25 protein-coding genes are annotated in these 24,888 nt (G+C 72.3%); 15 read left to right on the top strand and 10 right to left on the bottom strand.

Annotated elements, in window-relative coordinates; all coding sequences use genetic code 11:
* Position 1: 1 nt before the first annotated feature.
* The 3 genes from HUT10_RS30790 to HUT10_RS30780 are packed head-to-tail and all read right to left on the bottom strand — an operon-like array spanning position 2 to position 2,622.
* The gene (locus HUT10_RS30790; protein WP_176174387.1) at positions 2-877 is read right to left on the bottom strand and encodes a metal ABC transporter permease; all 876 of its coding nucleotides are present in this window, start codon (positions 875-877) and stop codon (positions 2-4) included.
* A 3-nt stretch (positions 878-880) separates the two neighbouring features.
* The gene (locus HUT10_RS30785; RefSeq protein ID WP_176174386.1) at positions 881-1,726 is read right to left on the bottom strand and encodes a metal ABC transporter ATP-binding protein; all 846 of its coding nucleotides are present in this window, start codon (positions 1,724-1,726) and stop codon (positions 881-883) included.
* A 2-nt stretch (positions 1,727-1,728) separates the two neighbouring features.
* A complete protein-coding gene (locus HUT10_RS30780) occupies positions 1,729-2,622 on the bottom strand; it encodes a metal ABC transporter solute-binding protein, Zn/Mn family (RefSeq protein ID WP_176174385.1) in 894 nt (297 codons plus the stop codon).
* A gap of 186 nt (positions 2,623-2,808) precedes the next feature.
* Between HUT10_RS30780 and HUT10_RS30775 the strand changes: the two genes are divergently transcribed.
* The 5 genes from HUT10_RS30775 (at position 2,809) to HUT10_RS30755 (ending at position 7,390) form a co-directional block, all read left to right on the top strand.
* Positions 2,809-3,909, top strand: a complete 1,101-nt coding sequence (locus tag HUT10_RS30775; protein ID WP_176174384.1) for a LacI family DNA-binding transcriptional regulator — start codon at positions 2,809-2,811, stop codon at positions 3,907-3,909.
* Between the two features lie 101 nt (positions 3,910-4,010).
* Complete coding sequence (locus HUT10_RS30770) at positions 4,011-4,502, top strand: carbonic anhydrase (RefSeq protein ID WP_176174383.1); 492 nt, start codon at positions 4,011-4,013, stop codon at positions 4,500-4,502.
* Positions 4,503-4,548: 46 nt separating this feature from the next.
* A complete protein-coding gene (locus tag HUT10_RS30765; protein ID WP_176174382.1) occupies positions 4,549-5,484 on the top strand; it encodes a glycosyltransferase in 936 nt (311 codons plus the stop codon).
* Between the two features lie 10 nt (positions 5,485-5,494).
* On the top strand, positions 5,495-6,370 hold the full coding sequence (locus tag HUT10_RS30760) for an A/G-specific adenine glycosylase (RefSeq protein WP_176174381.1): 876 nt from the start codon (positions 5,495-5,497) through the stop codon (positions 6,368-6,370).
* Positions 6,371-6,433: 63 nt separating this feature from the next.
* Complete coding sequence (locus tag HUT10_RS30755; RefSeq protein ID WP_176174380.1) at positions 6,434-7,390, top strand: N-acetylmuramoyl-L-alanine amidase; 957 nt, start codon at positions 6,434-6,436, stop codon at positions 7,388-7,390.
* Positions 7,391-7,456: 66 nt separating this feature from the next.
* On the opposite strand, the gene HUT10_RS30750 is transcribed toward HUT10_RS30755, so the two are convergent.
* The gene (locus HUT10_RS30750; RefSeq protein ID WP_176174379.1) at positions 7,457-8,203 is read right to left on the bottom strand and encodes an alpha/beta fold hydrolase; all 747 of its coding nucleotides are present in this window, start codon (positions 8,201-8,203) and stop codon (positions 7,457-7,459) included.
* 74 nt (positions 8,204-8,277) lie between these two features.
* Between HUT10_RS30750 and HUT10_RS30745 the strand changes: the two genes are divergently transcribed.
* From HUT10_RS30745 to HUT10_RS30735, 3 genes are read left to right on the top strand one after another with little or no spacing between them, the layout of a single operon-like run.
* Complete coding sequence (locus HUT10_RS30745; protein ID WP_176174378.1) at positions 8,278-9,684, top strand: M1 family metallopeptidase; 1,407 nt, start codon at positions 8,278-8,280, stop codon at positions 9,682-9,684.
* Positions 9,685-9,716: 32 nt separating this feature from the next.
* Complete coding sequence (locus HUT10_RS30740; protein WP_176174377.1) at positions 9,717-10,028, top strand: antibiotic biosynthesis monooxygenase; 312 nt, start codon at positions 9,717-9,719, stop codon at positions 10,026-10,028.
* On the top strand, positions 10,021-10,842 hold the full coding sequence (locus HUT10_RS30735; protein WP_176174376.1) for a Sir2 family NAD-dependent protein deacetylase: 822 nt from the start codon (positions 10,021-10,023) through the stop codon (positions 10,840-10,842). The genes HUT10_RS30740 and HUT10_RS30735 overlap by 8 nt, the downstream gene beginning before the upstream one ends.
* Here the strand turns inward: HUT10_RS30735 and HUT10_RS30730 are convergent.
* Genes HUT10_RS30730 through HUT10_RS30720 form a run of 3 tightly spaced genes read right to left on the bottom strand, consistent with a single transcriptional unit; the run spans position 10,796 to position 12,985 of the window.
* Entirely contained in the window at positions 10,796-11,761 is a 966-nt protein-coding gene (locus HUT10_RS30730; protein WP_176174375.1) for a hypothetical protein, read from the bottom strand. The genes HUT10_RS30735 and HUT10_RS30730 overlap by 47 nt on opposite strands.
* A gap of 14 nt (positions 11,762-11,775) precedes the next feature.
* Positions 11,776-11,943 carry a hypothetical protein gene (locus tag HUT10_RS30725; RefSeq protein ID WP_176174374.1) on the bottom strand — a complete coding sequence of 56 codons (168 nt, stop codon included), beginning with the start codon at positions 11,941-11,943 and terminating at the stop codon, positions 11,776-11,778.
* A gap of 25 nt (positions 11,944-11,968) precedes the next feature.
* Positions 11,969-12,985 (bottom strand): endonuclease/exonuclease/phosphatase family protein, encoded by a 1,017-nt coding sequence (locus tag HUT10_RS30720; protein WP_176174373.1) that lies wholly within the window; start codon positions 12,983-12,985, stop codon positions 11,969-11,971.
* Positions 12,986-13,090: 105 nt separating this feature from the next.
* Between HUT10_RS30720 and HUT10_RS30715 the strand changes: the two genes are divergently transcribed.
* Both HUT10_RS30715 and HUT10_RS30710 read left to right on the top strand, forming a co-directional pair.
* Complete coding sequence (locus HUT10_RS30715) at positions 13,091-14,068, top strand: ATP-binding cassette domain-containing protein (RefSeq protein ID WP_176174372.1); 978 nt, start codon at positions 13,091-13,093, stop codon at positions 14,066-14,068.
* A complete protein-coding gene (locus tag HUT10_RS30710) occupies positions 14,065-14,871 on the top strand; it encodes an ABC transporter permease (RefSeq protein ID WP_176174371.1) in 807 nt (268 codons plus the stop codon). Before HUT10_RS30715 ends, HUT10_RS30710 begins: the two co-directional genes overlap by 4 nt.
* Before the next feature lie 83 nt (positions 14,872-14,954).
* On the opposite strand, the gene HUT10_RS30705 is transcribed toward HUT10_RS30710, so the two are convergent.
* Positions 14,955-18,113 (bottom strand): BTAD domain-containing putative transcriptional regulator, encoded by a 3,159-nt coding sequence (locus HUT10_RS30705; RefSeq protein ID WP_176174370.1) that lies wholly within the window; start codon positions 18,111-18,113, stop codon positions 14,955-14,957.
* Positions 18,114-18,261: 148 nt separating this feature from the next.
* Here HUT10_RS30705 and HUT10_RS30700 point away from each other — a divergent pair, with 148 nt between their 5' ends.
* Together HUT10_RS30700 and pcp are read left to right on the top strand one after the other, a co-directional pair.
* Complete coding sequence (locus HUT10_RS30700; RefSeq protein WP_176174369.1) at positions 18,262-19,695, top strand: M1 family metallopeptidase; 1,434 nt, start codon at positions 18,262-18,264, stop codon at positions 19,693-19,695.
* A gap of 68 nt (positions 19,696-19,763) precedes the next feature.
* Complete coding sequence (pcp, locus tag HUT10_RS30695; protein ID WP_176174368.1) at positions 19,764-20,405, top strand: pyroglutamyl-peptidase I; 642 nt, start codon at positions 19,764-19,766, stop codon at positions 20,403-20,405.
* Here pcp and HUT10_RS30690 read toward each other — a convergent pair.
* Positions 20,402-21,064: a hypothetical protein gene (locus HUT10_RS30690; RefSeq protein WP_176174367.1), complete on the bottom strand. Its 663-nt coding sequence runs from the start codon at positions 21,062-21,064 to the stop codon at positions 20,402-20,404. The genes pcp and HUT10_RS30690 overlap by 4 nt on opposite strands.
* 160 nt (positions 21,065-21,224) lie before the next feature.
* Here HUT10_RS30690 and HUT10_RS30685 point away from each other — a divergent pair, with 160 nt between their 5' ends.
* The 3 genes from HUT10_RS30685 to HUT10_RS30675 are packed head-to-tail and all read left to right on the top strand — an operon-like array spanning position 21,225 to position 23,128.
* A complete protein-coding gene (locus HUT10_RS30685; RefSeq protein WP_176174366.1) occupies positions 21,225-21,605 on the top strand; it encodes a hypothetical protein in 381 nt (126 codons plus the stop codon).
* Between the two features lie 4 nt (positions 21,606-21,609).
* Positions 21,610-22,671: a conjugal transfer protein TraC gene (locus HUT10_RS30680; protein ID WP_254897091.1), complete on the top strand. Its 1,062-nt coding sequence runs from the start codon at positions 21,610-21,612 to the stop codon at positions 22,669-22,671.
* Positions 22,664-23,128, top strand: coding sequence for a YbaB/EbfC family nucleoid-associated protein (locus HUT10_RS30675; RefSeq protein ID WP_176174365.1), 465 nt, complete (start codon positions 22,664-22,666; stop codon positions 23,126-23,128). Before HUT10_RS30680 ends, HUT10_RS30675 begins: the two co-directional genes overlap by 8 nt.
* Position 23,129: 1 nt before the next feature.
* Here the strand turns inward: HUT10_RS30675 and HUT10_RS30670 are convergent, their stop codons facing one another.
* Entirely contained in the window at positions 23,130-24,815 is a 1,686-nt protein-coding gene (locus tag HUT10_RS30670; protein WP_176174364.1) for an Hsp70 family protein, read from the bottom strand.
* Positions 24,816-24,888 lie beyond the last annotated feature (73 nt).

Raw genomic sequence — 24,888 nt, 5'->3', positions numbered from 1 at the left:
GTCAGGCCGCCGCGACGAGGGCCGGTTCCACCGTGCTGACCCTCGTCCGGCGGTCCCGCTGCCACGCGAGCACCCGGCACACCACGTAGATCAGGAACGAAATCGCCGTCACGAACGCGCTCACCGGCAGCCCCGGGGCCAGTGACAGGACGATTCCGCCGATCGCCGCCACCTCGGCGAACACCACCGACAGCACCGTGGCCTTCCACGGTGACGCCGTCACGCGGGCCGCCGCCGCGGCCGGGGTCACCATCAGGGCCACCACCAGCAGCGAGCCGACCACCTTCACGCTCAACGCCGTCGAGACCCCCACCAGCAGCGCGAACACCACGGTCAGCGTCTTCACCGGGACCCCGCGGGCCACGGCCACGTTCCGGTCCACCGAAGCGAACAGCAACGGCCGGTACACCAGCGCCAGCACCGCCAGCACCACCACCGACGACACCACGAACAACGTCAGGTTCGTCGAGTCGATCGTGATGATCTGGCCGGTGAGGATCCCGAACTTGTTCCCGGACCGTCCCTTGTAGAACGACAGGAACAGCACGCCCATCCCGAGCCCGAAGGACAGGATCACGCCGATCACCGAGTCGCGGTCCGCGTCACGCGCGCCCAGGATGCCCAGGAGCAGGGCCGCCGCCACCGCGCCGATCAGGGCGCCGTACTCGACGCCGATCCCCAGCAGCAGCGCCGCCGCGCCGCCGGTGAACGCCAGCTCGGACGTGCCGTGCACCGCGAACGACATCCGCCGCATCACGATCAGCGGGCCCAGCACCCCCGCCACCAGGCCGAGGATCAGCGCCGCCAGCAGGGCGGTCTGCACCCCGGACAGCTCGGTGATCAGTTCCCAGGTCTTGCCGAAGTCGAACAGATCCAAGACTCAGCCCACTTGTTCTTCGACGTCGTGTTCGTGGTGGTGCGGCTCGCCCTCGCACAACGCGCTCTGCGCGCCGGCGATGTGGATCTGGCCGCCGACCTTGAGCACCTCGACGCGGGTTCCGTACAGCTCCGACAGCGTCTCCGTGGTCATGACCTCGTCCGGCTTGCCGATCCGGAACTGGCCGTTGACCAGGTACAGCACCCGGTCGACGAACGGCAGCACCGGGTTGATCTCGTGCGTCACGAACAGCACCGCCGTCCCCGCCGTGCGGCGGCGGGCGTCGATCAGCTCGCTGATCGCGCGCTGGTGCGCCAGGTCGAGCGACAGCAGCGGCTCGTCGCAGAGCAGCACCTCCGGGTCGCCGACCAGGGCCTGCGCCACCCGCAGCCGCTGCTGCTCGCCGCCGGACAGCCTGCCGACCGGCTGCTTCGCGTACCGCGTGGCCCCGACGGCGTCGACCGCCGCGGCGACCTGACGGCGCCGGGCCGCGATGCCCGGGAAACCGAACCCCCAGCGGTGCCCGTCGAGGCCCAGCCCGACCAGGTCGACGCCGCGCAGCGTCAGCGACTCGTCGATCGCGCGCTGCTGCGGGATGTAGCCGACCTTGCGGTTCGCACCGCCCGGCCGGCCGCCCGCGATCTCGACCGTGCCCGCCGAGAGGTCCTGCATGCCGAGCAGCGCCTTGAGGAAGCTGCTCTTGCCGGAACCGTTGGGGCCGAGCACGGCGAGGAACTCACCCGGCTCGACGACGAGGTCCAGCCCCGACCACAGGGTCCGGGGTCCGAACGCGAGCCCGGCCCCGCGGACCCGGACCGCGGGACGTACGTCGTCTGAGACGGGAGACATGGTTACTTCAACGCCCCTGCCAGCGCATCTACTTCCCCGGTCATCCAGCCAATGTAGTCGGTCACACCCGGCGGCAGCGTCTCGGTCACGTCGACGACGCCGATCCCGGCCGCCTTCGCCTGCCCGACGACGTCCTGGGTCAGCGGGGTCACCGTCTGCGCGTTGTTGATCAGCGCCTTGACCTGCTTGGTGGCGATGAGCTGCTTGTACTCGTTCACGGCGCCGGCCGGGACGTCCGTGTCGTTCTCGACGGCGTCCGAGAAGGCCTTCGGCGTCGCGTCCGTCAGCTTCGCGCTCCGGAGCAGGTAGTGCGCCACCGGCTCGGTGACGACGACCTTCGTGCCCTGGTGCGTGGTGCCCAGCTCGCCGAGGCGCTTCTCCAGCGCATCGACCTTCGCCTTGAACGCCGTCGCGTTGTCGGTGAACGCCTGCTTCGACGCGGGCTCCAATTCGCCGAGCTGCGCCGCGACCTGGTCGGCGACCTTGTCGACGCCCGGCAGGTCGTACCAGACGTGCTCGTTCTCGTCGCCGGTCGCGGCGATGTCGTAGGCGACGAGCTTCTTCGCGTCCCCGGCCTGCGCGGTGAGCTTGTCGAAGAACTCGTCGTAGCCGCCGCCGTTGGACAGCAGCAGCTTCGCGTCCTTCGCCGCCAACGCGTCATCAGCCGTCGTCTCGTACGAGTGCGGGTCGGCCGACGGGTCGTGGATGATCGACTTGACCTCGACCTTGTCGCCGCCGACGGCGGTCACGACGCTGCCCCAGACGTCCGTCGAAGCCACGACCTTGATCTTGCCGGACTCGCCGGACTGCGCGCCGCCGCCGGAGCACGCGGCCAGTGCGAGCACGGACAGGGCCGAAGCGGCGGCGAGCACGCTCCTGGTGCGGCGGGAACTCATCGGTTGACTCCTGAGTGGGACGCAGACGCTAATGGAAACCGTTGTCAGATTCACCTTACCCCATCCGGATGACTTTCTGGCCGCCGGATCGGGTTTGGGTGTATGCGTCTTCGCGCATGCGGATCGAGACATCGACCACGCGGGGTGTCTCTTCAGGAAACCGATCTGAACCGTTACGGTTTGCTGATGGGACGTCCTATTCGCACCCGGAGGCAGGCGACACTGGCGTCGCTCGCGGCGGAGCTCGGTGTGTCCAGGACCACGGTGTCCAACGCCTACAACCGGCCGGACCAGCTGTCCCCGGAACTGCGCCGCCGGGTCCTCGAGACCGCGCGGCGCCTCGGCTACCCCGGTCCCGACCCGGTCGCCCGCTCCCTGCGCACCCGCAAGGCGGGCGCGGTCGGGCTGCTGCTCACCGAGAACCTCTCCTACGCCTTCCGCGACCCCGCGGCCGTCGGCGTCCTCGAAGGACTGGCGCTGGCCTGCGAAGACGCCGGCGTCGGCCTGCACCTGGTGCCGGCCAGCCCGGGCCGTGAAGACGTGGCCGCGGTGCACCGCGCCGGCGTCGACGGCTTCGTCGTCTACTCCGTCCCGGACGACGACCCGCACCTGGCCGCCGTGCTGGAGCGCCCGGTGCCGACGGTGATCATCGACCAGCCGAGCCTCGAGGGCATCGACCGCGTCGGCCCGGACGACGCCGCCGCGGTCGGCAAGATCGCCGAGCACCTGGTGACGCTGGGCCACCGGCAGGTCGGCGTGATCTGCATGCGGCTGGCCCGCGAGCGCAACGACGACTTCGTCTCGGCGACCCGCCAGAGCGGCGCGCACTTCCACGTGCAGCGCACCCGGCTGGAGGCACTCGCCGTGGCGTTCTCGGCGGCGGGCGTCGACTGGGCGGGTGTCCCGGTGGTCGAGCGCTTCGACCACACGGTGGACGACGGCGCGTCCGCGGCCCGCCAGCTGCTGGACGCGTACCCGCAGATCACGGCGGTGATCTGCACCTCGGACATCCTCGCACTCGGCGCGATGGCCGAAGCCGAGCGGCGCGGGCTGCGGGTGCCGCAGGACCTCACGGTCACCGGCTTCGACGGCATCGCCGAGGCCGAGCGGATCGGGCTGACCACGGTCCACCAGCCGGTGCTGGAGAAGGGCAAGACGGCCGGCCGGCTGCTACTCAGCTCGGGCGACCGGAGCGCGCCGAAGGTGATCACCCTGCCGACCGAACTGCGCGTCGGCCGGACGTCCGCGCCGCCGCGGACGGTCGAGGAGCCCTGGTTCGGCGGCTAGGCCCCGTGACATAGCACTTAGTGCATTGCCCATCGGGGTGGTCACCCGGTCAAATGGAGCGGTACGCCCGCGCCGCGGGGCCACTGGCCGGAAGGTGACCGATGACCTCGATCGACGTACTGCTCAAGCGCAACCAGGAACTCGGCGAGGTGACGCCCGGCGACCGGTCGTCCCCGAAGCCGTCGCTCCAGGTGGCCGTCCTGACCTGCATGGACGCCCGGATCCGGGTGTTCGAGCTGTTCGGTCTCCTGCAGGGTGAGTCGCACGTCCTCCGCAACGCCGGTGGCGTCGTCACCGACGACATGATCCGCTCGCTCGCCCTCTCCCAGCGCAAGCTGGGTACCCGCGAGGTGCTGATCGTCCAGCACACCGAGTGCGGCCTGTCGATGGTGACCGAGGACGACTTCAAGGACGAGCTGGAGCACGACACCGGCCTCCGGCCGACGTGGTCGGTCGAGGCGTTCCGCAGCGTCGAGAACAGCGTCCGGACGTCGGTGGAACGCGTGCGGCGCAGCGCCTACCTGCCGCACACCGAGAACGTGCGCGGGTTCGTCTACGACGTGAAGACCGGGAAGCTCACCGAGGTCAAGTAGGCTATCGTCGCCATTCAGATGTTCACGACATCCGAATGGGGACAACATGCGCGTGCTGTTCGCCGGGCTGGCGTCGGCCGGGCACACGTACCCGATGGTCCCGCTCGCGGTCGCGGCGCGGGACATCGGGCACGAGGTGCACTTCGCCGCCGGTGAGCACGTCCACGAGTCGCTGCGGGGGCTGAACCCGTTCCGGCCCGCGGACTCGTTCTACGAGATCTACGCCGAGGACATCGAGCCCGGCCTGAAGCGGCTGCGGCCGGACCTCGTCGTGCACGGCTGGGGCGTCCCGGAGGTGGGCGTCGCGGCGAAGCGCGCCGGGATCCCGGCGCTCTGGCACGGGTTCGGCCGGATGATCCCCGACGGCATCGGGTTCGAGCGGCCCGCCGGCGGGGTGCACCTCGACATCTGCCCGCCGTCCCTCCAGGACGCGGACTTCCTCGCGACCGCCGAGCGGATCGCGCTGCGGCCCGTCCCGTTCGCGGAGCCGGGCGCCTTCCAGGGGCCGCTGATCTACCTGACGCTCGGCACCGCCTTCGGCACCCCGGAGGTGCTCGAGACGGCGATCGAGGGCCTGGCCACGCTCGGCACGCACGTCGTGGTGGCCACCGGCGGGGTGCCCATCGGGCCGCAGCCGGCCCACGTGACCGCTCAGGCCTGGGTCCCGCAGGCGGCAGCGATCGCGCACGCGGACCTGGTCGTGCACCACGGCGGCAGCGGCACCACGCTGGGCGCGCTGGCCGCGGGCGTCCCGCAGCTCGTCCTGCCGCAGGGCGCCGACCAGTTCGCCAACGCCGAGGCCCTGCTCACCGCGGGGGCCGCGGTGCGGCTCCTGCCCGGCGAGCTGAGCGCGGACGCCGTCGCCGAACAGGCCAGGAAGGCCTGCTTCTGCCGCGACGCGGCCCGTGCGCTCGCCGAGGAGATCGCCGCCATGCCGTCGCCGGGCGAGGTCGCTCGCGAGCTGCCGAAGCACGCGAAGTAGCCTCCCCGGCGTGGCTGTGGACGCTGACGTACTGCTCGACTGGTTCTCCGCGCACGGCCGGGATCTCCCGTGGCGCGAGCCCACCTGCTCGGCCTGGGGTGTCCTGGTCAGCGAAATCATGCTGCAGCAGACCCCGGTCGTGCGGGTGCAGCCGATCTGGCACGAGTGGATGGCGCGCTGGCCGGTCCCGTCCGCGCTCGCCGCTTCGGCGCAGGGCGAGGTCGTGCGGGCCTGGGGCAAGCTGGGCTACCCGCGCCGGGCTTTGCGGCTGCACGAGGCCGCCGGTGTCATCGCCCGCGAGCACGGGGACGTCGTTCCGTCCGATGTGGACACCCTGCTCGCCCTGCCCGGGATCGGGGCCTACACCGCGCGGGCCGTCGCCGCGTTCGCTTACGGGCGGCGCGCGCCGGTCGTCGACACGAACGTGCGGCGGGTCGTCGCGCGGGCGGTGCACGGCGCCGGGGACGCCGGGCCCGCGTCCAACACCCGGGACATGAACGACGTCGAGGCGCTCCTGCCCGCCGAAGACGCGCCCGCGGCGAAGTTCTCCGCCGCGATCATGGAACTCGGCGCGCTGATCTGCACCGCACGCGCCCCGAAGTGCGCGGACTGCCCGATCTACGACGAGTGCGCGTGGCAGCTCGCCGGGCGGCCGGAGTACACCGGCCCGGCCAAGCCGGTGCAGCGGTACGCGGGCACCGACCGGTACGTCCGCGGCCGGCTGCTCGACGTGCTGCGCGGCAGCGAGGGCCCGGTCGAGAAGGCGAAGCTGGACCTGGTCTGGCACGACGGCGGCCAGCGCGACCGCTGCCTGGACTCCTTGCTGGTCGACGGCCTGCTGGAGCAGACCCGCGACGGCCTCTTCGCCCTGCCGGGTGAACACTGACGCACTACAACAAAAGTTGGTCAATAGTTGTCATTGGCGCGCTGCGGAGTTACCGTTTCACGCATGGTCACTGTTGACCGCCGGACCCTGCTGAAGGCGGGGGTGACCGCTACCGCGGCCGGCGCACTGGGGATGACGACCACGGGTACGGCCGGCGCGGCCGTGCCGGTTCCGACGATCCACCCGACGTCCGACTGGGGCGCCCGGCCCGCCGCCGGCACCATCGTGGTGGAGAACCACAAGCCGACCTACATCGTCGTGCACCACGCGGTCGACCCGCCGATGAACGACGACTTTTCGCTCGAGCGCGCGTACTACGTCTCGCGGTTCATCCAGAACCTGCACATGGACAAGAACGGCTGGATCGACAGCGGCCAGCAGTTCACGAACAGCCGCGGCGGGTACATCACCGAGGGACGGCACCGCAGCCTGGAAATCCTGCGCGGCGGCACCCGGCACGTGCAGGGTGCCAACGTCGGCAACCACAACAGCGAGGTCATCGGCATCGAGAACGAGGGCCTCTACAGCACGGTGGACGTGCCGGCGGCGCTGTGGAACTCCCTCGTCTCGCTGGTCGCCTACATCGCGAGCCAGTACGGCATCGCGCCGGAGTTCATCAAGGGCCACCGCGACTTCAACTCGACCGAGTGCCCCGGCCAGGTGCTCTACAACCGGCTGCCGGAGCTGCGGACCGCCGTCGGGCGGGTTCTCGGCGTTCCGGTGGCGCACGCCGAGGCCGAGTGGCCGCTGCTCAAGCCGGGTGACACGGGCCGTCGGGTGCAGCTGGCGCAGCAGTTCCTGCGCGCGTCCGGCTTCGACGTGCCGACGGACGGCGTCTTCGGTCAGTCCACAAAGGACGCCGTGGCCGCTTTGTCCGTTCAGGCCGGATTGCCGCGCCACACGTGCACCGCGACCAAGGTGACCGACGAAACCGGCTTCCTCGGCGCCGACGTCTGGCCGCTGATCGTCCCCTCGGACCGGTCGACGGCGGCCTGGCGGGCGGACCTGACACGCGCGTGACCAGGAGGTCGGTGCGCCGGGCTCAACGACGCGCTCGGTGTGCCGTCCTTCTGCTCACGCGCGGTTTCAGCGGTTCAGGACCTGGCTGAGGAAGGCCTCGACGGCGCCGCGGTAGAGCTCCGGGGCCTCGTCGTGCGGCAGGTGCGCCGAGCCCGGCACCACCAGGTGCTTCGCGTCGGGCACCCGCGAAGCGACTTCGGCCTGCTGGCCGGGTGGCATGGCCGTGTGCTCGCCCTCGACCAGCAGCAGCGGGCAGCGGATCGCCTCGACGACGTCCCAGTAGTCCCGGCGCCCCCATTCGGCGGCGATGACGTACAGGTCCTCGAGGTCCGCGACCAGGTGGAACCCGTCCGCACGCTCCTCGACGCAGTCCGCGAAGTACGCACCCGCGTCGCCGAAGAACTCGCGGACGTGGCCGAGCGAGGGGAATGGCACCGGCCAGCTCTCGAAGTACCCGCGCCAGGTCTCGACGGTCCGGCCGCGCTGGTCCGGCGCGAAGTCCTCGGAGACGACCGCGCGCACCAGCTCCGGGTACCGCGCGGCGGTCGCCCAGGCGTGCAGGCCGCCCATCGAGTGCCCGATCAGCACCGCCGGGCCGGCGTCGAGGCTTCGCAGCGCTTCGGCGACGTCGTCCGCGAAGCGCTCAGTGGTCCACGGGCCGATGCGGGGCGCGTTGCCGTGGCCGCGCGCGTCGAGGCCGTACACCGCGCCGTAGGGCCGGAGCCACTCCGCGACCCGCCACCACGTCCGCGCGCGACCCATCAAGCCGTGGAGCAGAACGATCGGCACACCGCTGCCGCCGAAACAGAGCACGCGGCCACCTAACCACAAAACCCCTGGTGCGGAACGTGACCAACCGATCGCAATCCATCACCTATGGTGGTCGTATGCGCCGCCGACTCACCGCACTGGCTGTCTGCGCCGCCGTGGTCCTCGCCGCGGCGTGCGGCGGCGACGCCGTCACCGTGCCGGCCCCGCCGCCGCCCATGCACCCGGTGCCGGGCGCGTCCGGCGCGGGCGATCCCTACTACCCCGAAGACGGCAACGGCGGTTACGACGCCCTCGCCTACCAGGTCGACGTGAAGTACGACCCGCCGAGCGGGCACCTCGACGGCGACACGACGGTGACCGCCAAGGCCACCCAGGACCTCAGCCGGTTCGACCTCGACCTGCGCGGGCTGGACGTGCACGGCGTCGAGGTCGACGGCAAACCGGCGACCTTCCGCCGCGAGAAGGAGTTCGAGCTGGTCGTCACCCCGGCCGCCCCGATCCGCGCCGGGACGACGTTCCGCACCCGGGTGCGCTACGGCGGCGACCCGGCCAAGACCCCGCACACCGGCGGCAGCGAGAACGGCTGGCAGCACTCGGCCGACGGCGGCGCGTTCATGGTCGGCGAGCCGCACTCGGCGGCGTTCTGGTACCCGGTGAACGAGACCCCGCGCGACAAGGCGGCCTTCACGCTCACCGCGCACGTCCCGCCGGGCTGGACGGTGATCTCGAACGGCCGCGAAGGCCCGCCGGGCACCTGGACCGAGCCCAACCCGGTGGCGAGCTACCTGACGACCATCGCGATCGGCAAGTTCGGTGTCGACTCCTCGACTTTGCCTGACGGCACCCCGGTGGTCTCGGCGTACGCGCCGGGCACCGAGGCCCGCCGGGCGATCGGCGACCGCCTGCCGGAGGTGCTCGGCTTCCTGAGCAGCAAGTTCGGCCCGTACCCGCAGTCGGCGGCGGGCGGGATCTTCCTGGCCGAGAACGTCCCGTTCTCCCTGGAGACGCAGACCCGGCCGACGTACGCGAAGTGGGTCGACCTGCCGACGCTGGTGCACGAGAACGCCCACCAGTGGTTCGGCGACTCGGTCTCGCTGCGGGACTGGTCCGACATCTGCCTGAACGAGTGCTTCGCCTCGTATTCGCAGTGGCTGTGGGCCGAGCGCGAAGGCCAGAACCTGGACGACCGCTACCGCGCGGCCATCGAGATCACCCGCGGCAGCACGGACTTCTGGGCCCAGAAGCTGGTCGGCATGGGCCAGGGCCACGAGTTCGAAGGCGTGTACAACAAGGGCATCCTGGCCCTGCACGCGCTGCGCCGCGAGATCGGCGACCCGGCGTTCGCCAAGCTGCTGCGCGAGTGGCCGTCCCGCTTCCGCCACGGCAACGCGACCTGGGCCGACTTCGAAGCGATGGCGACGCGAATCGGCGGTAAGGACCTGCGCGCGTTCTTCGACACCTGGTTCCGGGGCACGAAGCTGCCCGCGGACGCCGACCTGTTCCCCGGATCACTGCGCAGCTGAAGCCGCCCCCGCGGCCAACTAGGGTGGACGGCATGAGTGTCGTGAAGATCAACGCGATCGAGGTTCCCGAGGGCGCCGGCCCCGAACTGGAGAAGCGGTTCGCCGCGCGCATGCACTCCGTCGACGAGCAGCCCGGCTTCCTCGGCTTCGAGCTGCTGCGCCCGGTCTCCGGCGAGACGCGCTACTTCGTCTACACGAAGTGGGAGTCCGAGGAGCACTACCAGGCGTGGGCGAAGGGCGGCCCGGCCGCCGCGGCGCACGCCGGCGAGCGGGCCAAGCCCGTGTCCACCGGGGCGAACCTGCTCGAGTTCGAGGTCGTCCTCGGTTCGCATCCGGGTGAGTGAGCGGGCCGCCGAGCTCCTGGACGGTGCCGGCGCGCTGCTGATCTGCGCCGGCGCCGGCATGGGCGTCGACTCCGGGCTGCCGGACTTCCGCGGCGGCGAAGGCTTCTGGCGCGCGTACCCGCCGTACGCCCGGCTCGGCCTGCGGTTCGAAGAGCTCGCCGACCCGCGGCACTTCGCCGACGACCCCGAGCTGGCCTGGGGCTTCTACGGGCACCGGCTGGCGCTCTACCGCGGGACGGTGCCGCACGACGGCTTCCGGCTGCTGCGCGAGTTCGGCTCGGCCCTGCCCCACGGCGTCCGGGTCTTCACGTCCAATGTGGACGGCCAGTTCCAGGCGGCGGGCTTCGGTTCCGTGGCCGAAGCGCACGGCTCGATCCACCACCTGCAGTGCCTGGCCGGGTGCACGGCCGACATCTGGCCCGCCACCGAGGACGTCGTGGTCGACGAAGAGACCATGCGGGCGGTGCCGCCGCTGCCGTCGTGCCCCCGCTGCGGCGGCCTCGCCCGCCCCAACATCCTGATGTTCGGCGACTACTCCTGGGTCCCGGACCGCAGCCAGGCCCAGCTCGACGAGCTGACGGCGTGGCGCCGGACGGCCCGGGACCTGGTGGTCGTCGAACTCGGCGCGGGCCAGGCGGTGCCGACGGTCCGCCGCTACGCCGAGCTGGCCAGCGCGGCGACCGGCGCGTTGATCCGCATCAACCCGCGCGAACCCGAGATCCGCCACGGCCGCGGCGTCTCGATCGCGGCCGGCGCGCTGGAGACGCTCAAGCAGCTCCTGCCCGCAGCCAGAGATCGCGGTTCCCGGCGATGAGCACCCGGCCGTCGGCCAGGGTCGCGGCCACCTGCACCGGCGCCTCCCCGCAGCCCAGTTCGCCGCGCTGCCAGCTCTGACCGCCCCGCACCAAGACGGCCGAACAGTAGCGCGTGCGCTGGTTGTCCCGGAACGGTTCGCGGTTCTGCACCGCCAGCACGGGGTTGCCGTGCGCGTCCAGCGTGCCCGCCCCGAGCGCACCGGGCCCTGGAACGTCAACGGTGGACCAGGAGCCCGGTTGGCCGAGCCGCGCGAACGGCTTCTGCGAGTGCCCGTCGGAAACCTCCCCGTAGAGCAGCCGCTGCCCGCCGGCGGGCAGGATGCCGTGCACGAGCGTCTGGTCCGACGGCGTCGCGAGCTCCGACACCGTCCAGCTGCCGCCGCCGTCGTGGGACGCCCACAGCTGCAGCCGCGGGTTGGAAAACCCGGCCGCGAGCAGCTCGGGACCGGCCGCCGCCAGCACCCAGGGCGCGTCCGCGCCGTCCACGCCCTCGACGACCGGCATGACGACCGTGCGTTCCGTCTTGCCGTCGTCGTCCGACACCCAGGCCACCGGCCGGGTCGTCTGCCCGTCGAGGAATGCCGAGCCGACGGCAACGAGGTTGCCGCCCGACCGCGCCAGCGCCCGTGATTCGCGCCGGCCGCGCAGCTCGCCGAGTTCGGTGATCGTGCCGTCGGCGTCCCGGCGGGCGAACTTCGCGTGAGCGCCGATCACCGAGCCGTCCGGCCCGGGTACGGCGACCACGCCGGGCAGCCCGCCACCACGCCAGCCGTTGCCCGCGGCTTCCGGACCGGGGCCGCCGCTGCCCGGTCCCGGGCTGATCTTCAGCTCGGTGCAGCCCGCGCCGCCGGTCCAGTTCGCGTTGACGTCGCGGTAGCCGTTCGCGAAATCGCCGAGGCCGAGCACACAGCCGGCCACCGGGACCAGCGCTTTCAGCCCACGTTCGCCGGGACCCAGTCGCTGTCGGACGGGAACTGCACCGCGCCCGGGTGCACCTCGAAGCCGAGGGCGCTCTTCGGGCCGTCCGTCGAGGTGGCCGCGGGCTGCTGCCCGCAGGCGGCGACGCGCAGGACCAGGACCAGCGGCACGAGTCTTCGCATGCCGGTCAGCCTGCCGGCAACGCCGTCACGGCAGGCGGACTTCGGCGAACACCGCCCGGTGATCACTCCCGGCGACGTCGAACACCCGGTAGTCCAGCACCGCCGCGCGGTTGTCCACCGCCACGTGGTCGATCGTCACCACCGGCAGCGACGACGGCCACGTCGGGGCCAAGCCCTCGCCGCGCTCCTCGGCCGCGTCGCGGTAGCCGCGGGACAGGATCGTGCGGTACGCCGCGTGGTCGAGGGTGGCGTTGAAGTCGCCCGCCAGGATGCGCAGGCCGTGCTCGCCCGCCGGCTGCGAGAGGTCCTTGATCTCACGCTCCCACTGCGGCGTGTCGACGTCCGGGGACATCGGGTGGACGGCGACGATCTCGGCCACCACGCCGTCGCCGAGGTCGGCCTCCGCGCCCGGCTGCTTGGCCGCCGAGTCACCGGTCAGGTTGACCTCCTTCAGCGGGAAGCGGGCGGCGATCCCCGAGCCGAACGCGCCGGGCGCCGGGTGCAGCACCCGGTGCGGCAGCAGGTCGAACAGCCCGGCCGCGGTCAGCCGGTCGACCGCCGACGGCGTCATCTCGACCAGGTTGAGCACGTCGATCCGCTGCTCGCGCACCAGGTCGACGACGACCTTCGCATCCGCCTGGCCGTAGAGCAGGTTCGAGGAGAGGATGCGCAGGGTCTTGCCGTGCAGCTCACGCGGGTCGCTCGCCGACGTCCGCGGGAGGACGACCAGGGCCAGCGCAAGCGCCAGCACGAGCGCGACCCCGCCGGTCCACCACCGCCGCAACGCCAGCGACAGGCCGCCGAAGAGCACCCCGGCGGCGGCCGCGAACGGCGTCAGCGACAACGCCACCAGCGTGTGCCAGCCGCCGTCGTAGCCGACCAATCGCAGCGCGGCCAGCAGCGCCAGTGGCACCACCGGGACCACCAGCAGGCCCGTGACCAGCGGTTTCTTCCGCCGCGACCGCGTCTCTTCCGCAATGACCATGCTGCCGAGTATGCCGAGACCGGCGCCGGGAGGCGCGTGCTCCGACAACTCCTCCACAAGATCTCCACCAGCGCCTGCCAGCCGCTGACAGCGCGCTGTGCGCGGCCTGTCAGCGCCACCGTCCACTGTTCTCCTCGGAAGCGACAGCGAAGGAGGACGCCCATGTCGCACGCGATCCAGGCCGAGGGCCTGGTCAAACACTTCGGGAACACCAAGGCGCTGGACGGGGTGGACCTCGAGGTCCCGTTCGGCCAGGTCGTGGGGGTGCTCGGGCCGAACGGCGCGGGCAAGACGACCGCCGTCCGGATCCTGGCCACGCTGATGAAACCGGACGCGGGCAGAGCCACGGTCGGCGGCTACGACGTGGTCACCGACCCGGTCCGGGTCCGCAGCCTGATCGGGCTGACCGGCCAGTACGCCTCGGTCGACGAGGACCTCAACGGCATCGAGAACCTCGTCCTGATCGGACGGCTGTACGGCTACTCCCGGGCCGACTCGAAGGCCCGCGCGACCGAGCTGATCGAGCGGTTCGAGCTGACCAAGGCGGCCAAGCGGCCGATCCGGACGTACTCGGGCGGCATGCGGCGGCGGCTGGACCTGGCCGCCAGCCTGGTCGGCCGGCCCGAGGTGCTCTACCTCGACGAGCCGACCACCGGGCTCGACCCGCACGCCCGCAACGAGGTCTGGGACGTCGTCCGCGGCCTGGTCGCCGAGGGCGCGACGGTGCTGCTGACCACGCAGTACCTGGAGGAGGCCGACCAGCTCGCCGACAAGATCACCGTGTTCGACCACGGCCGGGTCGTCGCCGACGGCCGCGCCGACGAGCTCAAGCGCCGGGTCGGCGGGCAGACGCTGCAGGTGCGGCCGACCCGGCTGTCCGACATGGACGCCGTCAACCGGATCCTCGGTGACCTCTCCGGCGTCCGGCCGACCCGGGACGACGCGACCGGGCTGCTGACCGCACCGGTCAACGACCCGGTGCTGCTGTCCACCCTCGTCCGCAAGCTGGACGAAGCCGGGATCACCGCCGACGAGCTGGCGCTGCGGCTGCCCAGCCTCGACGAGGTGTTCCTCGCCCTGACCGGGCACACCGCCGAAGAGCCCACCGAGAACAAGGCCCTCGAAGGGAGCCTGGCATGACGACGCTGGCCCTCGACCGCCCGGCCCCGCCGCGGCACATCAGCCCCGCCAAGGGGTTCCAGCACGCGCTTTCGCTTGCGTGGCGCGGCATCCTGAAGATCCGCAAGAACCCCGAGCAGCTCGCCGACGTCACCCTGATGCCGATCGTCTTCCTGGTGATCTTCGTCTACCTGTTCGGCGGCGCGCTGTCCGGCTCGATCGACGCCTACCTGCAGATGGTCGTGCCGGGCGTCATCGTGATGAACATCCTGCAGGCGTGCCTGACCGTCGGCGTGCAGCTCAACACCGACGTCACCAAGGGCGTGTTCGACCGGTTCCGCAGCATGCCGATCGCCCGCTCGGCACCGCTGATCGGCGCGGTGCTCGCCGACGTCGTGCGGTACGTCGTCTGCCTGACCGTGCTGATGATCGTGGCGACGATCATGGGCTACCGGATCGCGACCAGCCCCGGCGAGTTCGCGGTGGCGATCCTGCTCGCGCTGGCGTTCGGGCTGAGCTTCTGCTGGGGCTCGGTGTTCGTCGGCATGCTGATGAAGACGCCGGGCTCGGCGCAGGCGCTGATGTTCGTCTTCATCATGCCGCTGACGTTCGGCTCCAACGTGTTCGTGCAGACGAACACCATGCCGGGCTGGCTGCGGGCGTGGGCGGACATCGGCCCGGTCAGCCTGATGGCGAACGCGCTGCGCGGCCTGATGAACGGCGGCGCGGTGGCCGGTCCGCTGGCCGGGGCGCTGGCCTGGATGGCCGGTGCGGTGCTCGTGTTCTTCCCGCTGGCCACCTGGGCCTACCGCCGGCGGGTCTGAGAAGGCGCACACACGGGGGTGAGTCGCGCCGGGGGAAGCCGGAGGGGACGTTCGCGGGGGCGGACGTCCCCTCCGGCACGCCGTCAGTCCAGCTCGGCCAGCAGCCAGGCCACCGTGTCCTTTTTGGACAGCGCGCGGCCCTCCCGGTAGCGGGCGTCGTAGTCCGGGAGCGCCGCGCGGAGCACGTCGATGAGCGCCCGGACCTCGGGACTGCCGAGGTCGAGCCGCCCGCGGATCACCGCGGACGCGGCGAGCACCCTGGCCGCCGTCTCGGGACGGCCTTGCCGCTCGCGGATCATCGCCAGCAGTTCCACCGCCCCGGCCAGGTCCGGCATGTCGCCACGCCGGTTCGTCGCCCGGATCGCGATCAGCGCGTGCGGTTCCGCCTCGTCGGCGCGGTCCTGGGCGAGCAGGATCCGCGCCTCGAACGCGTGCAGGAACTCGTCGCCGATCCCGCCGGGGAACCAGTCCTCGCCGCCCATCGCGGCCACCCGGTCGAGCAGCGCCCGCGCCTCGGCCAGCCGGCCCGTGCGCAGCAGCAGCTCGAGCCTGCCGAACATCAGGATGGCCCGGTGCTGCAGGTTCGTGATGCCTTCGCCGTAGCGCTCCGCGGCCTCCTGGTCGCGCCAGGCGCCCTCGAAGTCCCCGGCGCGCGCCCGCTCGACGGCCAGCCGCCACCAGTGCTGCACGGCGTCCTCGTAGGACCGCAGCTCCATCGACAGCGCCAGGCCCTGCTGGTAGATCTCGATGGCCTTGTCGCTCTCGCCGTTCTGCGACAGCGCGTACGCCTTGAAGCTCAGCGTCATCGCGATGCCCCAGCGGTCGCCGACCGCTTCGAACCCGGCGTGGGCCAGGTCGCGCGCCCGGTCGGCGCCCTCGACGTCCCCCTCGTCGTCGAGCAGGAAGCTCTCCACCCAGTGGCCGCCGGCGCGGGTCCACGGGTCCGGGTGCTGCTCCGCCCGGCGCACTTCGCGGATCGCGATCTCGCGGTCGCCGCCCAGGAAGGCCAGCATCGGCAGGGCCACCGCGAGCCCCGGGTAGCGGTCGACGGCGTTGCTGCGCACGCAGGCGTCGACCAGCCGGAGGATCGCCGGCTGGTCGGACCGGACCGGGATCGCGTCCATCAGGTAGAGGAGCGCCTGGTAGGCGGCCAGTACCGCCGGCGGCAGCCGGTCGCCGAACTCGAGGGTCTCGCGGATCAGCGAGCCGATCCGGCTGCCCTGGCCGAGGATGGTGAGGTACCAGAACATCCCGTCCAGCAACGCCACCGTGTTGTCCACATCGGACATCTCGATGGCGCCGCGCAGGGCGGCGATCATGTTGGCGCTCTCGGCTTCGTACCGGTCGATCGCCTGCAGCTGGTCGGCCGTGCGCAGCAGCGGCTCCAGGCGCTGCGCGAGTTCGGCGTAGTAACCGGCCATCGACCGGCGCACCCGGTCGTGCTCCCCTGACTCCACCAGCCGCTCGGTGGCGTAGGCCCGCAGCGTCTCGAGCATCCGGTACCGCGGCTCGCCGCCGGCGTCGACGGTATCCACTATGGACTTCTCGACCAGGCTCCCCAGCACGTACGGCACGTCGGCCGCGGGCAGCAGCTCGTCGGCGCACACCGCTTCGATCGGCGCCAGCTCGGCGCCGCCCGCGAACACCGCGAGCCGCCGGGCCAGCACCAGCTCGGGCTCGGCCAGCAGTTCCCAGCTCCACTCGACGACCGCGCGCAGCGTCCGCTGCCGCGGCAGGGCCGTCCGGCTGCCCGAGGTGAGCAGCCGGAACCGGTCGCCGAGCCGCCCGGCGATCTGGGCCACGGTCATCGACCGCAGCCGCGCCGCGGCCAGCTCCAGCGCCAGCGGCATCCCGTCGAGCCGGCGGCAGATCTCCCCGACGTGGTCCACAGTGGACTCGTCGAGCACGAAGTCGGGGCGGACCGCGGCGGCCCGGTCGAGGAACAGCCGGGTCGAGTCGAGCTCGGCGGCCTCCGCGGGCGCGGCGCGTTCCGCGGGCACCGGCAGCGGCCCGAGCGGGCACAGCGCCTCACCGGTGATGGCCAGCGGCTCGCGGCTGGTGGCCAGGATCCGCAGCCGCGGCGCCCGGTGCAGCAGCTCGTCGGCCAGCCGCGCGGCGGCGTCGACGACGTGCTCGCAGTTGTCCAGCACCAGCAGGGCTTCCTCGCCGCCGAGCACCTCTACGGCCTGTTCCACCGGCTCCGGCTGGCGGCGGTTGATCTCGGTCTCGGCGCGGATCTCCCGGACCTCGAGCGCGCCGAGCAGCGCACCGGGGACGTCGTCGGGGTCGCGGACGCCGGCCAGCGCGGCGAACCAGACCCGGCCCCGCTGGTGCGCGGGGTGCCGCGACGCCGCTTCGGTGGCCAGCCGGGTCTTGCCTGCCCCGCCCGGCCCGGTCAGGGTGACCAGCCGGGCGCCGGCGAGCAGTTCGGCCAGCAGCTTGAGCTCGTCGTCGCGGCCGACGAACGTGGTCAGCCGGGTCGGCAGCCGATCGGCCACCGGCGCCGGCGGCGCGAATTCACCGCGCAGCGCGGCGACGTGGATCTCCTGCAGTTCGGCCGACGGGTCGACGCCGAGCTGGTCGGCCAGGGTGCGGCGGATCCCGGCGTAGACGGACAGCGCCTCCGACTGCCGCCCGGCCGCGCACAGCGCGCGGATCCGCAGGCCGGCGAGCCGTTCGCGCAGCGGGTCGGCGTCGGCTGCCGCGGTCAGATCGGCCAGCACGGCGGCGTGCCTGCCCAGCCGGATCAGCGCGTCGAACCGGTCTTCGGCGGCCTCGGCCCGCAACTCGGTGAGCCGCCGGGCCGGCGCGGGTGCGAAGGGCGCGTCGAGGACATCGGCGAGCGCGGCACCCTGCCAGAGGGCAAGGGCCTCGGTGAGCAGATCGGCGGCCCGCGCATCATGGCCGGCGGCCAGCGCGCGCCGTCCATCGGCGGCGAGCCGTTCGAACCGCTCGGCGTCGACGTCGCCGGCCGCCACCGCGAGCCGGTACCCGCCAGGCCCGGATTCGACGGCCACCGGCAGCACCTTCCGCAGCCGCGAGACCAGCGACTGCAGGGCATTGGCCGCGTCCGAGGGGGAACCGGCGCCCCAGAGCCCGTCGACGAGAGCGTCGGCGGGCACGGCGCGCCCGGCGTCCAGCGCCAGCCTGGCCAGGAGCATGCGGAGGCGGGCACCGCCGATGTCGATCGGCGTGCCGTCGTCTTCCGCCGCCCGCAGCGGGCCCAGCAGCGCAACGCGCATGCGTCCAGCTTTCCAGACGGCGGGCCGGTGCCGGGGCGGGCCGACGTAAGTGCTGATTATCCGGACAAAAAAGACGCGCTCTCCCGGATCACCCGTTCGTGGCGATACGTTGCGGACGATGCCCATCCGCATACGGACAGGAGCGTTCATGAGGGGACAGAAACCGGTCGTGGTGGCGGCCGCCGTGGTCGCCGGCCTCTGCCTCGGCGCCGGTGCCGCCGCGGCCGGCGACGGCTGGAGTGCGCCGAAGCCCGGCAGCGACGGCGCCGGCGACAGCTACTACCCGCAGGACGGCAACGGCGGCTACGACGTCGCCGACTACAACCTCAAGGTCGGCTACGACCCGGCGTCGCACCAGCTCACCGGGAACCAGACCATCTCCGCGCAGGCCACCCAGTCGCTCAGCTCGTTCGACCTGGACCTGCACGGACTGACCGTCGACTCGGTGAAAGTCGACGGCCGGGACGCGAAGTTCTCCCGCACCGGCGACCACGAACTGGTCATCACGCCGTCGCGCGCGCTGTGGTGCGGTCAGCGCTTCCAGGTCAAGATCGCCTACCACGGCGTGCCCGCGCCGATCGACGACCCGGCGCTGGGCAACAACGGCTGGCAGTTCGCCCAGGCGGGCGGCGCGTTCGTCGCCGGCGAGCCGAAGTCGGCCACCACCTGGTACCCGGTCAACGACACCCCGCTCGACAAGGCCACCTTCCACCTCGCGATCACCGTGCCCGACGAGTGGGGCGTGATCGCCAACGGCCGCGAGAAGCCGTCGGTCAAGACGCCGGACGGCACCACGCACGTCTGGGCCGAAGAGACGCCGATCGTGCCGTACATGACGACGGTCGCGATCGACAAGTGGACGTTCGACCGCCAGAAGCGCAAGGACGGCACGCCGATCGTCAGCGCGTTCGCGCCCGGCACGCCGGATTCGACGAAGCAGGCCGAAGCGCGGCTGCCGGAGATCCTCGACTTCCTCGAGTCGAAGTTCGGCAAGTACCCGATCGACGCGGCGGGCGGCATCTTCCTCAACGAGCAGATCGGCTTCTCGCTGGAGACGATGAGCCGGCCGATCTACTCGGCGGGCTGGGCGGGCACGGTGCCGACGATCGTCCACGAGAACGCCCACCAGTGGTACGGCGACTCGGTCGCGGTCGCGCACTGGCGGGACGTCTGCCTCAACGAGTGCTTCGCCTCCTACGCCACCTGGCTGTGGGACGAGGCGAAGGAAGGCGTCGACCTGAACGCGCAGTACGCCAACGACGTCAAGACCGCGTCGGCGCGGCTCTGGAACGGCAAGCTGTACGACATGGGCCAGGGCAACGAGTTCACGTACGTGTACTCGAAGGGCCCGATGATGCTGCACGCGCTGCGCAACTACATCGGTGAGCAGGCGTTCTCCTGGGTGCTGAAGACGTGGCCGTCGCTGCACCGCGACGGGAACGCGAGCGTGCCGGAGTTCCAGCGGTTCACCGAGTTCGCCGCGCACCGGAGCCTCCAGGGCTTCTTCGACGCGTGGGTGTACGGCACCGGCAAGCCGGCCGACCAGTACCTCTACCCGGGCGGGCTCAAGCCCGCCGCCTGAGCGCGGTCGTCGAGGCCACCCTGCGGACGTAGGGTGGCCTCGACGTTTCGATCGCTGCGGGAGGGACCATGGCCAGGGTGCTGATGACGGGGTTCGCGCCCTTCGGCGGCGAGCCGGTGAACCCGTCGTGGCAGGCGGTCTCACTGGTGTCCGCGCGCCGGGACGACGTCGTGGCGGTGGAGCTGCCGTGCGAATTCGAGGCGTCCCTGCCGGCCCTGCGGCGGGCGCTGGCAGAACACGAGCCGGCCCTGGTGGTGTGCGCCGGCCAGGCGGGCGGCCGGGCCGAGGTGACCCCGGAGCGGGTGGCGATCAACCTGGTCGACGCCCGCATCCCGGACAACGCGGGCGCGCAGCCGGTGGACGTCCCGGTGGTGGCGGACGGCCCGGCGGCGTACTTCACGACGTTGCCGGTGAAGGCGTGCGTGGCGGCGATCCGCGCGGCGGGCGTGCCGGCGTCGGTGTCCCACACGGCCGGGACGTACGTGTGCAACCAGGTGTTCTACGGGCTGATGCACCTGCTGGCCACGGAGTTCCCGGCCGTCCGCGGCGGTTTCGTGCACGTCCCGTTCAGCCCCGAGCAGGTGGCGGCGTCGGCCAAGGCCGCGCCGTCACTGGGCGTCGACCTGATCGCCCTCGCGCTGGAAGCGTTGGCGGACACGGCGTTGCGGGTGACGGAGGACCTGGCGGTCAGCGCGGGCGCGGAGCACTAACCGCCGCGGCCGGTGAGTTCGACGAAGGCCGCCGGGCCCGGGACGTTGTGGTGGACCGTCAGGTCCGCGACCCGGTCGCCGCTCCATTCCGGTGTGAAGCTCACCAGCAGCGTGCAGCGGCGGCCCGGCTCGACGTCGTGGCCGACGCACGCGCTCGCGTCCACCGTGAAGTCCGCGTTGTCCAGCTCGATCCCGCTGACCCGCAGCGCGCTCGCGCCGACGCTGCGGACCGACACCACGCAGGTCGTCGTCGTGTGCACCGGTGTCGTGCCGCAGGCCACCGACTCCGGGACGATCACCTTCGGTTCCGCGGCCACCTCTGGCACACCGGGGAACGTCGCCGGGCGGCCGCGGACCAGGTCGAGCACGGTCACCCCGGTCACCGTCAGCACCAGCGCACCCGTGGCCAGCAGCACGATCGCGATCGCCTTGATGCCGCGGGCGCTGCCGTCCTTGGCGGTGAAGCCGCCGGCCGCCAGGACGGTCACCACCAGCGTGGAGATCAGCGTTGCCTGCGGGCCGGCCCCGATCGCCGCCGGGACGAGCGTGCCGAGCAGCGACGCCCCCACCGTGACCGCGAATCCCGTCCAGGAGAAGCGTTTCGCCTCGCGCAGCTGACGTCGCACGGTCGGCGCGCGGGGCTTCGTGACAGTGCTCATGCAGGTAGGAGCGCCGAGACCGGCCGGCACGGACCAAGTTCCCCCGTTCGGCGGTACGGAAGGTCGGTCGTGATCTGAGGCACACCACCCGCAAATCACCCTGTCGGGCGATCGAACGGTGTTTACATGTCCCGACGCGCAGCCCGAGGAAAGGTGAGTGATGATCGGATTCGAGACCGACCTGCAGGACCTGCGGGACTCGGCCGGAGCCCTCCAGTCCGCGGCCGACGCCGCGGAAACCGCGTCGAACGGCCTGCGCGACGCCGACGTCCCCGTCAAGGCGGACGGCGGCGGGTTCTTCGGCGGCCTCGGCGCGATGTTCCCCGCGGACAACGCCTTCGGCCGCTCGCTCGGCATGCCGGCGGTCGCCGCGGCCTACGACGACCACCTGGCGAAGATCCAGAAGCTGGTCGCGCAGCTGCACCGGACCACCGCCGACACGAGCCACGCGCTGATGCGGGTCGCGGAGCTGTACGAACAGGCCGACGAGGACTCGAAGCGGCGCGTCAACCGCGCGGCCGCGGGCCTGGAAGGGAACTGAGGACGTGGACGGCTACTTCGGCACCGGCCTCGACGCCCAGCCCATGGCCGGCGGCGACGACCGCCGCGCCGAACTCCTCGAAGGCGTCTCCGAAGACCTGAAGGACGGCGCGAACGACGCGCTGGACGCCCTCGAAGTCCTGCGGATGACCGAGATCTGGCTGCTCGGCTTCGACGAATCGAGCGAGCAGTTCCGGAAGATGCAGGACGAGGTGGCCGGCGTCTACCGGGAGTTCTCCGACGCCGACATCGACCACGAGTCGACCGCGGGCCTGCAGAGCCTGATCATGAAGCACGACGACGTCTGGAAGCAGCTGCAGCGCGACTCGAAGCCGAAGCTCGACGACGCCCGGCAGTTCCTCGGCGTGTGGCGCGGCTCGGCGGCGAACGCCGTCAAGGCCTACCTGAACCAGCTGGCCGACGCCTTCACCGAGGTCGAAACCAAGATCACCGTGCTGGAAAGCGACGTCGTGGCGGCGCGCGAGGCCATCGCGTCGGCTCGCCAGGACCTGAGCAACCTCGGCACGACGTTCCTGGACACGGCGAAGCAGTACCAGGAAGACCAGTCCCGCAAGCGCGAAGCCGCGATGTCCAAGGTGCTGGCGGCGACCTTCGCGGGCGCGGTCGCCGGGCTGCTCACCGTGGCCAGCGCCGGTGTCGCCGCCCCGGCCGGCGCGGCGATCTTCACCGCGGCCAACGGCGCGCTGGTCGCCGGGAACGCCGCCGGCGGCGCGATCAGCGCGATGGTGGCCAACCAGGCGGAGATCACCGGCGACAACGCGTTCGACCTGTACCAGAGCTTCCTCGACAGCGCGGGCAAGATCCGCGACGGCGCCGGCGAGGCGGCCGGGACGCTGGCGAACCGCATCGGCGACGAAGCCGTCGACCTGCCGAAGATCCCCGACCCGCCGGACGTCAGCCCGGGCTCGAGCTTCGACCCGTCGGACTTCGAGACCGACCACACCTCGCGCGAGACGGAGAAGAACGTCCGCGACGCGAACGTCGACATCGCGCCCGACGGCCAGGTGTCGAGCGGCGCCACGCACGTGGGGAGGCTGGATGGCTGACGGCCCGGACCGCGAAGCCCTCCTGGCCGAGCTGTCCGCCCTGTCGGCGACGGCGACGTCCGCCGACGGCGCGGTCTCCCTGTCGGTCAACACCGACGGCGTGCTGACCCGGCTGCGGCTGTCCGACGCCGTCTCGGGGATGGCGCCGTCGGAGATCGCGGACGCCGTCCTGCGCACGTACGTCGAGGCCCAACGCGAGTCGGCGAAGCGGACCGGGCAACTGCTGGCCCCGCTGGGCAGCGGCGGCTACCTGATGGACCGGCTGCGCTGGCGGGTGCAGTTCGAACCGGAACCCGCGCCGGTGGCCGCTCCGGCACCTGCGGCCCCGCCAGCCGAGCCGGACGGCAAGGTGCTCAAGGACCGGTCGTCGGACACCCCGGCCGAGCCGCCGCCGGCGGGGCCGGTCGCGGACGACGACTGGTACGGCCGCGGCATGCGGCTCGACCGCGCCTGGTGAGTCAGGCCGGCTTGACCTGGCTGGAGAAGCCGGCGATCAGCTCCTCGAGGCGGCGGGGTTCTTCCGTGAGGTAGATCGCGGCCACCCGGCGCTCGGCCACGCCGAAAAGCACGATCGACGACTTCTTGTCGGCACTGGCGACGTACTCGCCGTGCAGCCCGCCCCCGTCCCAGGTGCCGCGGCCAGCGGGCGTCAGCTTCGTGTTCACCTCGATGTACTCGGTGGTCAAGCCCTGGTAGTAGCTGACACTGCCGCCCGTGAAGGCGCAGATGACCGAGAGCTGGGCGCCCAGTAGCCGGGCGAAGTGCTCGTTGTCCTTGCAGGTGCTCCGGTCCGGGACGGAGCCGGCCAGCAAGCGCAGGCACGGGGTGAAGCCGGCCCGGTCGCGCTCGGACGTCTGCGTGCAGTCCGCCGCGGCCCGCGCGGCCTGATCGCGGATGACGAACACGACGACGGTGGCCACGACGGCGGCGACCAGGAGCACGGCGAGCGCGAGGAACCAGGGCTTGCGTTTCCGGCGCGGTTCCGGCGCGGGCTGCGGTGGCCGGGCTTGCTGCTGCCACGGCTGCGGCCGCGGCGGCGGCACCGGCGGGCGTACCGGCGCGAAGGCGGGCACGGTCAGGTCGGTGGCGGTGCCGAGCGGCACGTGGTGCAGTCCGAACGCGACGGCCGTCTCGGGCTGGTCCTGCGTGGTGGGCGTGACGCCGAGCTGCCGCTCGAGCAGGGTGGCCAGCAGCGGCATCCGGCTCGGCCCGCCGACGAGGTAGACGCCGGCGAGCTGCGCGGGTGTCAGCCCGGCGCGGCCGATGGTGGCGCCGAGCAGCTCGGCGCTGCGCAGCAGGCTGGGCCGCACCAGCGCTTCGAGCTCGGCCCGGCTGACGAGCACGTCCCCGAACGGCTCGGGCATCGGCACGTGGGTCTGCGCGTGCCGCGAGAGGCTTTCCTTGGCGTCGCGGACGTCCTGCAGCAGGGCCCGCCGTGTCCGGCGGTCGGCGGTGGTCTGCGGCCGCAGGAGCCGTTGCCACTGCGCGGGATCGGCGTGCGAGACCTCGCGTCCGATGTGGACGAGCAGCGCCTGGTCGATGTCGAGGCTGCCGAGGTCGGGCAGGCCGTCCTCGGCGAGGACGGTGAAGCCCTGCCGGGTGACGCCGACGACGGCGCAGTCGAAGGTGCCCGCCCCGAGGTCGTAGACGCCGATCGGCCCGCCGGCCCGGCTCCCGAGGCTGGCGTAGTGCGCGGCGGCGGCCACCGGTTCGGGGATCAGCCGCACGTCGGCCAGCCGCGCCTGCGCGGCGGCGGCCCGCAGCACGTCCTGCCGGTCGGCACCCCAGCCGGCGGGGTGCGAGATCCGGGTCTGCGCGGGCGGGCGGCCGAGCTGCCGTTCGGCCTCCTCGCCCAGCCGGCGCAGGACGGCGGCGAAGGCGTCGGCGACCGGGACGTCGGTGTCCCCGAGCCGGATCACGCCCTCGTCGATGCGCCGCTTCGGGTTGGGTTCGAACCGGCTGGGGTCGAGCCGGGCGCGCCGCTCGGCGTCCTGCCCGACGACGAGCAGGCCGTCGTCGTTGACGTAGACGGCGGAGGACATGGTGACCGAGCCGTCGACCTCGATCGCCCGCGGCCCCCGCCCGAAGGCGGCGAGGACGCCGACGGTGCTGGAAGTCCCGAAGTCGATCGACAGCACGTCCACGCGGATTCCCCTCCCAAGGTCCGCGGGCATCGTCTCATGCGCCCGGAACGCCGAAGGGCGGCTCCCCGCTCGG

It is taken from the genome of Amycolatopsis sp. Hca4 (assembly GCF_013364075.1).
Taxonomy (GTDB): domain Bacteria; phylum Actinomycetota; class Actinomycetes; order Mycobacteriales; family Pseudonocardiaceae; genus Amycolatopsis.
The sequence above is the reverse complement of the archived record's forward strand: the minus strand, read 5'-3'. Positions and strand labels throughout refer to the sequence as shown.

Excerpts from the sequence above, each read along its gene's own strand:
- HUT10_RS30785 (WP_176174386.1), bottom strand. The coding sequence starts at position 1,726 with ATGTCTCCCGTCTCAGACGACGTACGTCCCGCGGTCCGGGTCCGCGGG.
- HUT10_RS30780 (WP_176174385.1), bottom strand. The coding sequence starts at position 2,622 with ATGAGTTCCCGCCGCACCAGGAGCGTGCTCGCCGCCGCTTCGGCCCTG.
- HUT10_RS30775 (WP_176174384.1), top strand. The coding sequence starts at position 2,809 with ATGGGACGTCCTATTCGCACCCGGAGGCAGGCGACACTGGCGTCGCTC.
- HUT10_RS30770 (WP_176174383.1), top strand. The coding sequence starts at position 4,011 with ATGACCTCGATCGACGTACTGCTCAAGCGCAACCAGGAACTCGGCGAG.
- HUT10_RS30765 (WP_176174382.1), top strand. The coding sequence starts at position 4,549 with ATGCGCGTGCTGTTCGCCGGGCTGGCGTCGGCCGGGCACACGTACCCG.
- HUT10_RS30755 (WP_176174380.1), top strand. The coding sequence starts at position 6,434 with ATGGTCACTGTTGACCGCCGGACCCTGCTGAAGGCGGGGGTGACCGCT.
- HUT10_RS30745 (WP_176174378.1), top strand. The coding sequence starts at position 8,278 with ATGCGCCGCCGACTCACCGCACTGGCTGTCTGCGCCGCCGTGGTCCTC.
- HUT10_RS30740 (WP_176174377.1), top strand. The coding sequence starts at position 9,717 with ATGAGTGTCGTGAAGATCAACGCGATCGAGGTTCCCGAGGGCGCCGGC.
- HUT10_RS30725 (WP_176174374.1), bottom strand. The coding sequence starts at position 11,943 with ATGCGAAGACTCGTGCCGCTGGTCCTGGTCCTGCGCGTCGCCGCCTGC.
- HUT10_RS30715 (WP_176174372.1), top strand. The coding sequence starts at position 13,091 with ATGTCGCACGCGATCCAGGCCGAGGGCCTGGTCAAACACTTCGGGAAC.
- HUT10_RS30710 (WP_176174371.1), top strand. The coding sequence starts at position 14,065 with ATGACGACGCTGGCCCTCGACCGCCCGGCCCCGCCGCGGCACATCAGC.
- HUT10_RS30705 (WP_176174370.1), bottom strand. The coding sequence starts at position 18,113 with ATGCGCGTTGCGCTGCTGGGCCCGCTGCGGGCGGCGGAAGACGACGGC.
- HUT10_RS30700 (WP_176174369.1), top strand. The coding sequence starts at position 18,262 with ATGAGGGGACAGAAACCGGTCGTGGTGGCGGCCGCCGTGGTCGCCGGC.
- pcp (WP_176174368.1), top strand. The coding sequence starts at position 19,764 with ATGGCCAGGGTGCTGATGACGGGGTTCGCGCCCTTCGGCGGCGAGCCG.
- HUT10_RS30690 (WP_176174367.1), bottom strand. The coding sequence starts at position 21,064 with ATGAGCACTGTCACGAAGCCCCGCGCGCCGACCGTGCGACGTCAGCTG.
- HUT10_RS30685 (WP_176174366.1), top strand. The coding sequence starts at position 21,225 with ATGATCGGATTCGAGACCGACCTGCAGGACCTGCGGGACTCGGCCGGA.
- HUT10_RS30675 (WP_176174365.1), top strand. The coding sequence starts at position 22,664 with ATGGCTGACGGCCCGGACCGCGAAGCCCTCCTGGCCGAGCTGTCCGCC.